16 protein-coding genes are annotated in these 12,121 nt (G+C 66.2%); 9 read left to right on the top strand and 7 right to left on the bottom strand.

Going from position 1 to position 12,121, the window contains the following annotated elements; all coding sequences use genetic code 11:
* Positions 1 to 40: 40 nt before the first annotated feature.
* The 3 genes from LDZ24_RS24720 to LDZ24_RS24710 all read left to right on the top strand — a co-directional run bounded on the left by LDZ24_RS24720 (position 41) and on the right by LDZ24_RS24710 (position 2,573).
* Entirely contained in the window at positions 41 to 808 is a 768-nt protein-coding gene (locus LDZ24_RS24720) for a hypothetical protein (protein WP_248324534.1), read from the top strand.
* 173 nt (positions 809 to 981) lie between these two features.
* Entirely contained in the window at positions 982 to 2,250 is a 1,269-nt protein-coding gene (locus LDZ24_RS24715; protein ID WP_248324533.1) for a sorbosone dehydrogenase family protein, read from the top strand.
* Between the two features lie 41 nt (positions 2,251 to 2,291).
* Positions 2,292 to 2,573, top strand: a complete 282-nt coding sequence (locus LDZ24_RS24710; protein WP_248324768.1) for a cytochrome c — start codon at positions 2,292 to 2,294, stop codon at positions 2,571 to 2,573.
* A 246-nt stretch (positions 2,574 to 2,819) separates the two neighbouring features.
* Here the strand turns inward: LDZ24_RS24710 and LDZ24_RS24705 are convergent, their stop codons facing one another.
* The 3 genes from LDZ24_RS24705 to LDZ24_RS24695 all read right to left on the bottom strand — a co-directional run bounded on the left by LDZ24_RS24705 (position 2,820) and on the right by LDZ24_RS24695 (position 4,606).
* Positions 2,820 to 3,005 carry a hypothetical protein gene (locus tag LDZ24_RS24705; RefSeq protein ID WP_248324532.1) on the bottom strand — a complete coding sequence of 62 codons (186 nt, stop codon included), beginning with the start codon at positions 3,003 to 3,005 and terminating at the stop codon, positions 2,820 to 2,822.
* Between the two features lie 133 nt (positions 3,006 to 3,138).
* Positions 3,139 to 3,804 (bottom strand): glutathione S-transferase family protein, encoded by a 666-nt coding sequence (locus LDZ24_RS24700; RefSeq protein ID WP_248324531.1) that lies wholly within the window; start codon positions 3,802 to 3,804, stop codon positions 3,139 to 3,141.
* A 16-nt stretch (positions 3,805 to 3,820) separates the two neighbouring features.
* Positions 3,821 to 4,606 carry an enoyl-CoA hydratase/isomerase family protein gene (locus LDZ24_RS24695; RefSeq protein ID WP_248324766.1) on the bottom strand — a complete coding sequence of 262 codons (786 nt, stop codon included), beginning with the start codon at positions 4,604 to 4,606 and terminating at the stop codon, positions 3,821 to 3,823.
* Positions 4,607 to 4,899: 293 nt separating this feature from the next.
* On the opposite strand from LDZ24_RS24695, the gene modA reads away from it, so the two are divergent.
* From modA to modC, 3 genes are read left to right on the top strand one after another with little or no spacing between them, the layout of a single operon-like run.
* On the top strand, positions 4,900 to 5,643 hold the full coding sequence (modA, locus tag LDZ24_RS24690) for a molybdate ABC transporter substrate-binding protein (RefSeq protein ID WP_248324764.1): 744 nt from the start codon (positions 4,900 to 4,902) through the stop codon (positions 5,641 to 5,643).
* Between the two features lie 7 nt (positions 5,644 to 5,650).
* A complete protein-coding gene (modB, locus tag LDZ24_RS24685; protein ID WP_248324530.1) occupies positions 5,651 to 6,331 on the top strand; it encodes a molybdate ABC transporter permease subunit in 681 nt (226 codons plus the stop codon).
* A gap of 19 nt (positions 6,332 to 6,350) precedes the next feature.
* Positions 6,351 to 7,472: a molybdenum ABC transporter ATP-binding protein gene (gene modC / locus LDZ24_RS24680; RefSeq protein WP_371747511.1), complete on the top strand. Its 1,122-nt coding sequence runs from the start codon at positions 6,351 to 6,353 to the stop codon at positions 7,470 to 7,472.
* On the opposite strand, the gene LDZ24_RS24675 is transcribed toward modC, so the two are convergent.
* On the bottom strand, positions 7,447 to 8,049 hold the full coding sequence (locus LDZ24_RS24675) for an NUDIX domain-containing protein (RefSeq protein ID WP_248324763.1): 603 nt from the start codon (positions 8,047 to 8,049) through the stop codon (positions 7,447 to 7,449). The two genes, modC and LDZ24_RS24675, sit on opposite strands and share 26 nt — an antisense overlap.
* A 192-nt stretch (positions 8,050 to 8,241) precedes the next feature.
* On the opposite strand from LDZ24_RS24675, the gene LDZ24_RS24670 reads away from it, so the two are divergent.
* Both LDZ24_RS24670 and LDZ24_RS24665 read left to right on the top strand, forming a co-directional pair.
* Complete coding sequence (locus LDZ24_RS24670) at positions 8,242 to 8,586, top strand: hypothetical protein (RefSeq protein ID WP_248324528.1); 345 nt, start codon at positions 8,242 to 8,244, stop codon at positions 8,584 to 8,586.
* A 24-nt stretch (positions 8,587 to 8,610) separates the two neighbouring features.
* The gene (locus LDZ24_RS24665) at positions 8,611 to 9,129 is read left to right on the top strand and encodes a glycine zipper family protein (RefSeq protein ID WP_248324527.1); all 519 of its coding nucleotides are present in this window, start codon (positions 8,611 to 8,613) and stop codon (positions 9,127 to 9,129) included.
* Positions 9,130 to 9,135: 6 nt separating this feature from the next.
* Here the strand turns inward: LDZ24_RS24665 and LDZ24_RS24660 are convergent, their stop codons facing one another.
* Positions 9,136 to 9,978, bottom strand: coding sequence for a hypothetical protein (locus tag LDZ24_RS24660; RefSeq protein WP_248324526.1), 843 nt, complete (start codon positions 9,976 to 9,978; stop codon positions 9,136 to 9,138).
* 40 nt (positions 9,979 to 10,018) lie between these two features.
* Positions 10,019 to 10,771, bottom strand: coding sequence for a lipoate--protein ligase family protein (locus tag LDZ24_RS24655; protein ID WP_248324525.1), 753 nt, complete (start codon positions 10,769 to 10,771; stop codon positions 10,019 to 10,021).
* 235 nt (positions 10,772 to 11,006) lie between these two features.
* Here LDZ24_RS24655 and LDZ24_RS24650 point away from each other — a divergent pair, with 235 nt between their 5' ends.
* Positions 11,007 to 11,237 carry a hypothetical protein gene (locus LDZ24_RS24650; protein WP_175945753.1) on the top strand — a complete coding sequence of 77 codons (231 nt, stop codon included), beginning with the start codon at positions 11,007 to 11,009 and terminating at the stop codon, positions 11,235 to 11,237.
* A gap of 5 nt (positions 11,238 to 11,242) precedes the next feature.
* On the opposite strand, the gene LDZ24_RS24645 is transcribed toward LDZ24_RS24650, so the two are convergent.
* Complete coding sequence (locus tag LDZ24_RS24645) at positions 11,243 to 12,010, bottom strand: SDR family oxidoreductase (RefSeq protein WP_248324524.1); 768 nt, start codon at positions 12,008 to 12,010, stop codon at positions 11,243 to 11,245.
* Between the last annotated feature and the right edge of the window lie 111 nt (positions 12,011 to 12,121).

Here is a 12,121-nt window from a genome sequence, read left to right as displayed (position 1 = left end):
TTCGAGCACGCGAGGCGGCCGACCGCGACCGGAGCCTTCGATGACGAGCACGACACGCGCCGCGCTATTCCCTGCCTCGCTTGCCCTACCCTTCGTCGTGTTCTTCACCGCCTGTTCGACCAGCCCGCCGCCCGCCCCGCCGGCGCAAGCCATTACGACGACGCTGCCATCCGGCGGCGTCTACAAAGGCACGCTCGGCGACGCGGACGCCACGTTGCTCGTACTCTTCGACGGCACCGCCTACCTCTTCTATGCGAACGGCAGCGCGGGTGTCGGAGGCGTCGTCATCGCGACGAACGGCTCGCAGACGAGCGACGGACGCTTCGCCAGCTCCTCCGCATTAAATTACCGCATCGGCGCAGCGCCGCCGTCGCCGGTGTCGTTCACGGCGGACTTCGCGCATGCGCCGGCCGTCCAAGGGGCGATCACGCGCGGCAACGGCGGCGAGAGCCAGAGCTTCTCCGCGACGGCGGCGCCGTTGCTCGACACCGCGCCCACGCTCGCGAATGCGGGCGGCCTCTACAGCGGACGCGGCATGGCGCTCGGCGGCTCGACGACGACGCGCATCACCATCGCCGCCGATGGCTACGCCGCCGGAACCACCAGCGCCGGCTGCATCTTCAAGGGGACGCTGCGCCCGCGCCCCGGCGTGAACGCCTACGCGGTGTCGGCCACCTTCGGTCCCGCGCCCTGCCCGCTGCCCGACGCGACGGTGGACGGCAGCGCCATCGTCGACGGCGCGCGTCTCCTGGTCGCGCTGCCGAGCCCGGACCGCTCCAACGTCTTCATCTTCGACGGCCGGAAGTAGCGGCGGCATCGACTTTATTCACGCGCCGCTTACATACGGCGTTTCCTGTCCTAACATTGCTTTACCGGGCCAGCGGCGCCGTACCTGCCGGCGCACCGACGCGGAGGGCTCGGCAAAGAAAGTCCTGTGGTCGAACACCATCTTCCGATGCCGTAAATAAAGGAGACAACCGGATGAACGCAACGCTCAAGCTCTTGCCACTGGCCCTCGGCGCAATGCTCGCCTGCATGCCGCCCGCCGACGCAGCGCAGGACAACGTCGGCACCCTGTCCAACTTCCGTCAGACCGGCAATACGCAGCCGCCCGAAACCGTCCCGCAAACCGGTCAGACTGCGGACGCGCTTCGCGAAAACCTCAAGCAGATCAAGCTGCCGCCGGGCTTCAAGATCGACCTGTATGCGGTCGTGCCGGAAGCGCGGCACATGGCGATCGAGCCATCCACGGGCGTGGTGTTCGTCGGCACGCGCAAGAATCGCGTGTGGCAGGTGACGGACAGGACGAAGCAACGCGTCGCGAGCGACGTCGTGCAGTTCGCTTCGTCGGTGACGTTCAAGGTGCCCAACGGCGTGTGCTTCTCGCCGGACGGCGTGCTCTACGTGGCCGAGCAGAACCGCGTGCTCGGTTTTCCGGCCGCGCAGTTCTTCGGCGAAGGCGGACCGGACGTGGCCGCGGCAGTCGTGGTGCCGCAAGGCAAGCTGATTCCGACGCAGTTCGAGAGCTTCAATCACGGCGCGCGCGCGTGCCGCATCGGACCGGACAAGAAGCTGTACATCGCGCTCGGGCAGCCGTGGAACGTGCCGCCTAAGGACAAGCTCGCCGAACTCGACCGCAACGGACTCGCGGGCATCATCCGCATGGACCAGGACGGCAAGAACCGCGAAGTGTATGCGCATGGCGTGCGCAATTCGGTGGGCCTCGACTTCAATCCGAAGGACAAGACCTTGTGGTTCACCGACAACCAGGTGGACGGCATGGGCGACGACATCCCGCCGGGCGAGCTGAATCACGCGACGAAGGCCGGCGAGAACTTCGGCTTTCCGTGGTACGGCGGCGGCAAGGTGCGCACGGTCGAGTACAAGGATCAGAACCCGCCGGCGGGCGTCGTGTTCCCGCAAGTGGAGTTCGCCGCGCATGCCGCCGACCTGGGCATGTCCTTCTACACCGGCAAGATGTTCCCGCAGAAGTATCAGGGCGGCATCTTCGATGCGGAGCACGGCTCCTGGAACCGCACCAAGCCCATTGGCGCGCGCATCATGTACACGCCGATCAAGGACGACGGCACCGCTGGCGAAACGGAAGTCTTCGCCGAAGGCTGGCTCACGCAAAGCGGCGAATACATGGGCCGTCCGGTCGACGTGCAAATGCTGCAGGACGGCTCACTGCTCGTCTCGGACGACTACGCCGGCGCCATTTACCGCATCTCGTACTCGGGGGCCAAATGAGGCGCGTGAAGCAGACGGCGGCGCTCGCGGCGTTGGTGGCGATGCTTGCGGCGATATCGGACGCGTCGCTCGCGGCGGGCGATATCAAGGCGGGACGCGCGAAGGCGGCGCAGTGTCAGGCGTGCCACGGGCTCGACGGCATGTCGAAGCTGCCGGAAGCGCCGAATCTCGCGGGGCAGACGGAGGAATATCTCGTGAAGGCGCTCAACGATTTTCGCTCGGGCGCGCGGCAGAACGAGATGATGTCCGTGGTGGCGAAAGGCTTGTCGGATACGGATGTCGCGAATCTGGCGAGCTATTACCACAGCCTCGGCAAGCAATGAGGGCGTTGGAATTTTTTCGAAATGAACGCTTGACTTGGCGGACTAAGGGTTTATACTAGCCCTTGTCTCCTCCATGTCTCAACCGATGTGGATTCAAGCCCGCTCTCTCGAGCGGGTTTTTTTTTTGGGCTTTCGCGGCGAGACTATCCACAGAAATCGGGGAAAAGGCTGTGGATATCGGGCTGACGAATGGCCTAAGCCGTTGACCCTGAAGCGCTTACTCTCGCCGCTTCACAACGCACCCGCTCACTTCCCGACGCCGACGCACGACAAAACCATCGCGTCCGCGCGGCTCACGTCGGCGGCGAATATCGCTTGCGGCGCAGTCGCGATGCTCAACTCTTCGGCCGCCGACCCCGGCAGCGCGTAAAGGATCGTGCCCGTCGCGACGAGCGCCACGATCATCGATAAGAACCAAGAAAAGACGTACATCGCCGGCACCTCGCCAAAGAACGCTTCGTCTGGACAGGCGCGCCGAACGTCAGCGCCTGACGCGCAGAGTAAAGCGTCGCGGCGGGTCGCACAGCCCCACGGAGGGAGGGACGTGAAGGAGGGAAGCGCTCGGTCAGCGCGTGTCCGGCGCGGGCACCGGCGAGACGCCTTGCGCACGGGCGGCGGCGTCCTGGGCGCGCATCGCGCGGATGAAGCCATCGCGTTCGCGCAGCCGGGCCCAGTAACGCGCGACCGGTTCGGCGAAGCGCGCGCTCAAGTCCAGATGCTCCGCCAGCATCAGCGCATAGCCGACCGAAATGTCCGCCGCCGTGAAGCGGCCCGCGCAGAGAAAGTCCTGGCGTTCCAGAAGCGGCGCGAGGGCGCGCAACCGCGCGTGGAACCATCGCGCGTAGTCTTCCGCGACCTGCGGCTGCCGGCGCTCGGGCGGCTCGAAATGCGTGTAGCGCAGCACGAGCGTCTGCGGAAACGTGAGCGTCGCCTCGCCGAAGTGCAGAAAGTTCAGATAACGGCCAAAGTCGGCCTCGTGCACGGCGACATCCAGTACGCCAGGCGAATAGCGCGCCGCGAGATACTGGCAGACTGCGGCGGATTCGGTCATGAACAGCGCATCGTCGGAAAATGCGGGCACCGTGCCGAGCGGATTCACGTCCATGAAGGCGCGCGCCATCATCCGCGGCGGAAACGGCAGCATCTTCACTTCATACGGCAGGCCGATTTCCTCGAGCGCCCACAGCGGCCTGAACGAGCGCGCGCTGACGCAATGATGGAGCGTGATCATCGCCGTGCGTCTGCGCTCAGGCCAGCCACGACGGCTTGCGCTTTTCGAGGAAACTGCGCACGCCCTCGCGCCCTTCGTCCGATGCGCGTATCCGCGCGATGCGATCCGCCGTGTCCGACATCAGCGTCTCGTCGATAGCGCTGCCCGCGAGATCCGCGACGAGCCGCTTGCATTCGCGCACCGCATTCGGGCTGTTCGCGGCGATGCTCGCGGCGATTCCGTCGACGGCGGCGTCGAGCGCATCGGCTGCGACGACCTGATGCACGAAACCGATGCGCAGCGCCTCGGCCGCGTCGAAGCGCTCGGCCGTCACGAAATAGCGGTGGGCGGCGCGCGCGCCCATTGCGCGGATCACGTACGGCGCGATGGTCGCGGGCATCAGGCCGAGCTTGGCTTCTGACAGGCAGAAGTGCGCCGTGTCCACGGTCACCGCGATATCGCACGCGGCGACGAGGCCCACGCCGCCCGCGTAGGCGTCGCCCTGCACTCGCGCGATGACCGGCTTCGCGCTCGTATAGATGGCGTTCAGCATGGTCGCGAGACCGAGCGCGTCGGCGCGGTTCTCCGCGTCGGTGAAGCCCGCCATGCGTTTCATGTAGTTGAGGTCCGCGCCCGCGCAGAAAGCCGGGCCGTTCGCGGCGAGGATGATCGCGCGCACGTTGGCGTCGTCGTTGAGGGCGCGGAACGCGGCGGTCAGGTCGACGATAGCCGCGTCGTCGAACGCATTGCGCACGTCCGGCCGATCGAGCGTCACGCGGGCGATCGGGCCATCGACGGCGAGTTTCAGGCGTTGCAGGTTCATTGCATCGCTCATGTCTTGTCTCCTCGTTTGCCGCTGCATGTGAGTAGCGCTCATTTCTCGCGGGTGCGAACTCGCGCCATGCGGCACAGTTTCTTCGATAACGGTAATCGCGGTCAATCGCTTCCTGTGAGGCAGGCTCACACGAAGCCGACGCCCGCTGGACCTTCATCATGTCACGAACGCGCGTAATATATTCGGCTATATTACGCTGGCTCGTCCGGCCGAATATGCCGCGACACACCAACACGACGAAGAACAGGAGCAGTTACGTGAAGACCCGTTTCATCCGCACGATGCTTGGCGCGTTGCTTTCGCTCGCAGTCGGCCTGGCCGCGTCCGCTGCGGTCGCCGGCGAGGTGCAGGTCGCGGTCGCCGCCAATTTCACGGCGCCCATGCAGGCCATTGCCGCCGACTTCGAGAAGGACACGGGCAACAAGGTCGTCGCCTCGTACGGCGCGACCGGCCAGTTCTACGCGCAAATCAAGAACGGCGCGCCGTTCGAAGTGTTCCTCGCCGCCGACGACACTACGCCCGCCAAACTCGAAAGCGAAGGTCTGACCGTGCGGGGCAGCCGCTTCACCTACGCGACCGGGGCGCTCGCGCTGTGGTCGGCGAAGGACGGCTACGTTGACGACAAAGGCGAAGTGTTGAGGAAGAACCAGTTCACACACCTCGCGATAGCGAATCCGAAGGCCGCGCCCTACGGGCTCGCCGCGACGCAGGCGCTCGACAAGCTCGGGCTGACGCAGGCCGTCGCGTCGAAGATCGTGGAAGGACAAAACATCTCGCAGGCGCAGCAGTTCGTCGCCACGGGCAACGCCGAGCTCGGCTTCGTCGCGCTGTCGCAGATCTACAAGAACGGCAAGATCACGGGCGGTTCGGCGTGGATCGTGCCCGCCTCGCTGCACGAACCGATCAAGCAGGACGCGGTGATCTTGAGCAAGGGCCGGGACAATACGGTCGCGAAGCAGTTCGCAGACTATCTGAAGGGTCCGAAGGCTGCGGCGGTCATCAAATCGTTCGGTTATCAACTCTGAGCGGACCATGCCGATCGATTCCGCCGACCTTCAGGCCATCGCGCTGACGCTGGAACTCGCGTCGCTCGCGACGGTGCTGCTGCTCGTCATCGGCACGCCGGTCGCGTGGTGGCTCGCGCGCACCGCATCGCGCATGAAGGGCCCGGTCGGCGCCGTCGTCGCGCTGCCGCTCGTGCTGCCGCCGACGGTCATCGGCTTCTATCTGCTCGTGCTGATGGGGCCGAACGGCGTTGTCGGCAAGCTCACGCAGGCGGCGGGCATCGGTCTGTTGCCGTTCACGTTCGCCGGGCTCGTCGTGGGTTCGGTGATCTATTCCCTGCCGTTCGTCGTGCAGCCGCTGCAAAACGCGTTCGAAGCCATCGGCCGCCGTCCGCTCGAAGCCGCCGCGACGCTGCGCGCGGGGCCCTGGGACACGTTTTTCACAGTGGCGTTGCCGCTCGCGCGGCCGGGCATCGTCACGGCGACGATTCTCGGCTTCGCGCATACGGTCGGCGAATTCGGCGTGGTGCTGATGATCGGCGGCAACATTCCGGGGCGCACGCGCGTGGTCTCCGTGCAGATTTTCGATCACGTCGAAGCCCTGGAATACGCGCAGGCGCACTGGCTCGCGGGCGGCATGGTGCTGTTCTCGTTCGTCGTGCTTCTTCTGCTCTATTCGACTCGCCGGAGGGCGGCGGCGTATGTCTGAACGCACGTCACCTTCGCTCATGTTCGACGGCGCGCGCAACAACGCGACGCACGCGGCCATCGAAGCACGCTTCGTGGTTCAACACGGCAGCTTTTCGCTCGATGTCGACCAGAACCTGCCGGGGCGAGGCGTCACCGCGATCTTCGGCCAGTCCGGTTCGGGCAAGACCACGCTGTTGCGCTGCATCGCCGGGCTGGCGCGCCCGACACGGGGGCGGCTCGTCGTGAACGGCGACGTGTGGCTCGACACCGAACGCCGCATTTTCCTGCCGACGCATCGGCGCGCGCTCGGCTACGTCTTCCAGGAAGCGAGCCTTTTTCCTCACCTGAGCGTCGAAGAGAATCTGCGATTCGGGCTCAAGCGCGTGTCGCCCGCCACGCGCCGCGTCGATCTCGCGCACGCTGCGGAATTGCTCGGGATCGCGCATCTGCTCGAACGGATGCCGGCGGGTTTGTCGGGCGGCGAGCGGCAACGCGTGGGCATTGCGCGGGCGCTGCTGACGAGCCCACGTCTGTTGCTGCTCGACGAGCCGCTCGCCTCGCTGGATCACAAGCGCAAGCTCGAAATCCTGCCGTATCTCGAACACCTGCACGACGAGCTCGATATTCCGATGTTTTACGTGAGCCACGCGCCCGAGGAAGTCGCGCGGCTCGCCGATCATCTCGTGCTGCTCGACGCGGGGCGCGCGCTGGCGAGCGGTCCGATCAGCGAGACCCTCGCGCGGCTCGACTTGCCGATCGCCCTCGCCGACGATGCCTCGGTGGTGCTGGAAGGCACGGTCGCTGGCTTCGACGCGCGGTATCGGCTGCTGACGCTCGCGCTGCCGGGAGGACGCGCGACGCTGCGCGTGCTGCACGAGCCGGTCGCGCAAGGCAAGCCGATGCGCGTCGCGGTGAAGGCGCGGGACGTGAGCCTGATCACCGGCGAGCACGACCATACGCTGAGCAGCGTGCTGAACGTGCTGCCCGCGACGGTGAAGGGCATTGCCGAAGACGCGAATCCGTCACAGGCGGTCGTGCGGCTGGACGTGAACGGCTCGCCGCTGCTTGCGCGCGTGACGCGTTACTCGCTGGATCGCTTGCACATCGCGCCCGGCATGCACGTGTGGGCGCAGGTCAAGGCCGTGTCGCTGCTCGCCTGAGCGCGAGATACTGCAACAGCATGATCGTCTTACCGTCCATGATCTCGCCGCGGTCGATCATCGCCATCGCCTCGTGAAGCGGCGGTTCGATCACCTCGATCTCCTCGCCCTCGTCGATCACGCCGCCGCCGTCGCCGACGCGCATCGCGCCGTCGTACTCGCCGATATAGAAGTAAAGCTTCTCCGTCACCGATCCGGGGCTCATGAACGCCTCGAAGATCTTCTCGATGTGTCCCACGCGGTAGCCCGTCTCCTCCTCCACTTCGGCGCGGATGCGGGCATCGGGCGTTGCGTCGTCGAGCAAACCGCCGGGGGCTTCGATCAGCATCCCGTCATGGCCGTTGACGAACGCGGGCATGCGGAACTGGCGCGTCAGAAGAACGGTGCCAGTACGCGGGTTATGCAGGAGGATGGTCGCGCCATTGCCGCGGTCGTACGTCTCGCGGCTTTGCCGCTGCCAGGTGCCGTCGCGGCGCCGGAAATCGAAGATGACTTTTCTGAGCACGTACCAGTCGTCGGACAGCGTGACTGTCTCGACAACGCGAACGCGTTCTTTCGTGCCGCCTGCATCGGTCATGATCGCCTTGGCTTCGAGTGTTCTTGACACGCATTATTACCGGGTAACACGCCGAAAGAATGCGTCGCCGTGCCGTAATTGAAATTCTTCCGCGACTGGAATAGCGTAGAAGAATGCACGCATCGCGGCCATGTGGAAGCCGGAAGTTTCCTGCCGCGACGCAACCAAGCAAGATTTTTTTTGGAGAAAGTCGTGAATCGCCTGAAGGCTCTTATCGCGATGTCGGTGCTCGCTACCGCCGGTGTGGCGACCACCGCGAGCGCGCATGGCGGCCATGTCGGAATCTGGTTCGGCGCGCCGCTGTATTACCCGGTGGCGCCCGTGCCGTACTACTACTATCCGCCGGCGCCGGTAGTCGCGGTGCCCGCTGCGCCGACCACGTATGTCGAACAAGGACAGGCCGCGGCCGCTCCCGCGCAGCCGAGCGGTTCCTGGTACTACTGCGACGGATCGCGCACGTACTACCCGTATGTGAAGGAGTGCCCCGGCGGCTGGCGCGAAGTGCCGGCCCAACCGCCTGCGCCTTCGAACCAATGATGAAGTGCTAAGGAAGTCACGTCCATGAACTACCGAAGGCTCGTATTTCTTCTCGCGCTCACCGGCCTGTCCGCATGCACCGTCATGCCGAGCGGGCCGAGCGTCATGGCGCTTCCCGGCTCCACCAAGACGTTCGACCAGTTCCGGGCCGACGACGCCTCCTGCCGTCAGTTCGCGCTCCAGCAGATCGGCGGCGTCAGCGCCGATCAGGCCGCGACCAACAGCGCGGTCGGAAGCGCGGTCGTGGGCACTGCGATCGGCGCGGCCGCGGGCGCGGCGTTCGGCGGCGGCTCGGGCGCGGCCATTGGCGCGGGCGCGGGCCTGCTGACAGGCAGCGCGTTCGGCGTCGGCGCGGCGCAGTCGTCCGGCTACGGCGTGCAGCGCAGCTACGACTACGCGTATCTCCAGTGCATGTACGCGGCGGGCGACAAAGTGCCCGTCAGTGGCGCCGTGCGAACCGTCCCGCCCACCGGCGCTTACTCGGCCCCGCCGCCCCCGCCACCGCCGCCCGGCATCCAGCCGCCTCCGCCGCCTTCGACCTGAGTCGAATCAACGGCGCCGGCGCCAGCTATCGTCGGCGGGGCGCGCGTGTGGATCGAGCGGAGCAACCAGTCCCGGCGCGACCAGAAGCCCCGTCGCCCAGCCGATGTAGAACCGCAGGTCGCTCCAGAACTCCGCGTTCGTGTAGATGCGAAAGCTCTGCACGTGCGCGAGCCACAACGCGACTTGCAGCACGCCGGTCAACGCGAGCCACGTCGCCGCGACGACAGCCGTCGCGCGGGCGCAGCGGCGAAACGTGGACGGGTCCCACTGGTCGCGCACGACCACGGAACCCGCGATCAGAATCAGCACGGAAGGAATCAGCGTCGTCGCGATGACGCGCCCTCCCCACTCGAAGGCCAGCCCGCATAAGTAGCCGATCACGACCGCGAGCAACGCCGCCGGCCATGCCGTCCAGCGCGGCCCGCGCGCCGCGAGCCACGCGATGGTGATGAAGAAAGGCATCGCCGCCCATTGCAGCGCCTGCGCGACCGCTTTCGCGAGATTCTCGCCGGCCTGCTCGTTCGAATGGCTGGCTGCGACATACACGGTGATCGCCTCGTGCACGCACACGGCCACCACCGCGAAGCTCAGCGCTTCGCACGCGGCGAAGGCGGGCGACTTGTCGGGCCGTCGATGCGTCGCATCCTCGCCGAGCGCGCGCACGCGCTCCAGCACCGGATCGACGAAGAACGCGAGGATCGCGCCGATTAGAAGCGCCGCGGCGGCGTCGGTCAGCGAAAAGTGTCCGACAAGCGAGACGAGTCCTTGCCACAGAAACTCGGGCGCGGCCGCGCAGACGGCGACCCACAGCGCAAAAAAGAAGCCGTTCGATGCACGTCTGAGCGGCATGGCCACCTCGATGCGGTTGAAACGGACAGCGACCAGACGCTCAACCCGTCTCGGGCAGCGAAGCCCGCGCAAGACGCGCGGCGAGCGCATCACACACGCGCGCGCGCAGGTCGGCGGGAATCTCGAAGCATTCGTACGCGAGCGCCTGCGCGACAGTGACGACTTTCATCTCCTGATAGCGGCGTCCGCTGCCGATGAGCGCTTCGAACGCGTTGGCGCGCTCGTTGATCTCGACCGGGTCGGCATCGACCAGCAACACGGCGTGGGCGAGCACGGCGTAGAGCGGCGTGTCGCGCTCATCGGCTGGTTGCGGCGCGCGCCGCCAGTACTGCGCGGTGCCCGCGATCTTGCGCGCATCGTTGCCGGGCCCCCACGCCAGATTGAAGCGTCCATCGCAAAAGGAGCCGTTCACCGCCTGATGATGCGTGAGGACGCCGAGCGTTTGCAGCGCGTCGGCCAGAATGCCGCACAGATGCACATAGACCGTCTCGGCGAGCGCGCCCATCGGCGCACGCACGGGATACGCGAGGCTCAAGTTTACGATGCCCGGTCCTTGCGGCACCAGGCCGCCGCCCGACAGACGCTGCCACACCGGACAGCCGCGCCGCGCGAAGTTCGCCCGGGCATCGGCGAGCGCCGGGTACCGTTGATAGCTGCGCGGCACCGAGAGCGAGACGGGCGCGGTCCAAATGTGCGCGACGGCATCGCCGGACGCGGCGCGCGCAAGAAGTGCTTCCTCGGCGTCGAGCGGATCGCCGGCAAGCATGGCGGGATCGAGCAAAACGAAGGACATGGGATCAGGTGAGGGCCGCGCCGGTATCGACGCCACCGGGAGATGGTAGCGAAGATCGGCGGCGGCGGCCAAATGCGTGCACCCGGCGCAATCTTCACGAGCCGCGAGCATTCCAACCGCGGGTAAACCGCCCCGCGCGCTTCATCGTTCAGGCCATATGATGCTCGAATCAGCACACGAGACATGCGCCGGCTCGCCGAAGCCGGCGACAAGAACATCAAGAAGGAGACGACCGATGACGAAGATCGCCTACGAAGACTTCGAGCGGCAGGTGGTGCAGCATCACCTGATCAAAGGCAACGTGTACGAAAACGGCGCGGCGCTCGTCGAACGCGCGAACCGGTGGATCGCGGAGAATCGCATCGACGTGTTGAACGTGGAAAGTCTCTCCACCTTCGGCGCCGGTGACGATACCAGCGTGAGCCACTGGTACTCAGGCATTCGCGTCTGGTATCGCACCGAATAGCGCGCTCAGCCGCGGCCGACGAACGGCATCTTGGTCGCCATCACGGTGTGGAACAGCACGTTCGCTTCGAGCGGCAAGTTCGCCATGTACAGCACGGACTGGCCGACGATCTTCACGTCCATCATCGGCTCGACGGCGATCTCGCCGTTCGCCTGCGGCACGCCGCGCGACATGCGTTCGGAGAGTTCGGTCAGCGCGTTGCCGATATCGATCTGGCCGACCGCGATGTCGTACTTGCGGCCATCGAGCGATGCGGATTTCGTCAGGCCCGCTACCGCATGTTTCGTGGCGGTGTAGGCAGCCGAATTCGGACGCGGCGCGCTCGCGGAAATGGAACCGTTATTGATGATGCGCCCGCCTCTGGGCGACTGCGCGCGCATGGTGCGAAACGCCTGCTGCAGGCAATAGAACATGCCGTTCAGATTGACGTTGACGACGCCCTGCCACTGATCCGGCGTCCAGTCCTCGAACGGGCCCGGCGGATTGCTCACGCCCGCGTTGTTGAACAGCAAATCGACGCGTCCGAAGCGCTCCACCGCCGCCTGAAAGAGCCGTTCGACCGATTGCGGATCGGCCACGTCGGTCGGCACGGCCAGGCCGCGTTCGCCCGCGCCGGATTCGGCGATGACCGCCTCCAGCGGCGCGGCGCGGCGGCCGGCCAGCACCACCGACCAGCCATCGCTTAGCAGCGCCAGCGCCGCCGCGCGTCCGATGCCGCTTCCCGCTCCAGTGACGACCGCGATCTTCGAATTCGTGTTGGCTGCTTCAGGCATGTCTCCGTTCTCCTGTCGACCGGAGTGGGCGCGCGAGCGTCGTTCTCCGGTTCCATGTGTGGAAGTGTTGGGTGGCGCGCGACAGTGCGCGCGTCGTCGATCAGGCGAACA

The sequence above is a fragment of the Caballeronia sp. Sq4a genome (assembly GCF_023170545.1).
Classification (GTDB): Bacteria; Pseudomonadota; Gammaproteobacteria; order Burkholderiales; family Burkholderiaceae; genus Caballeronia.
This window is presented reverse-complemented; position numbering and strand designations above follow the sequence as displayed.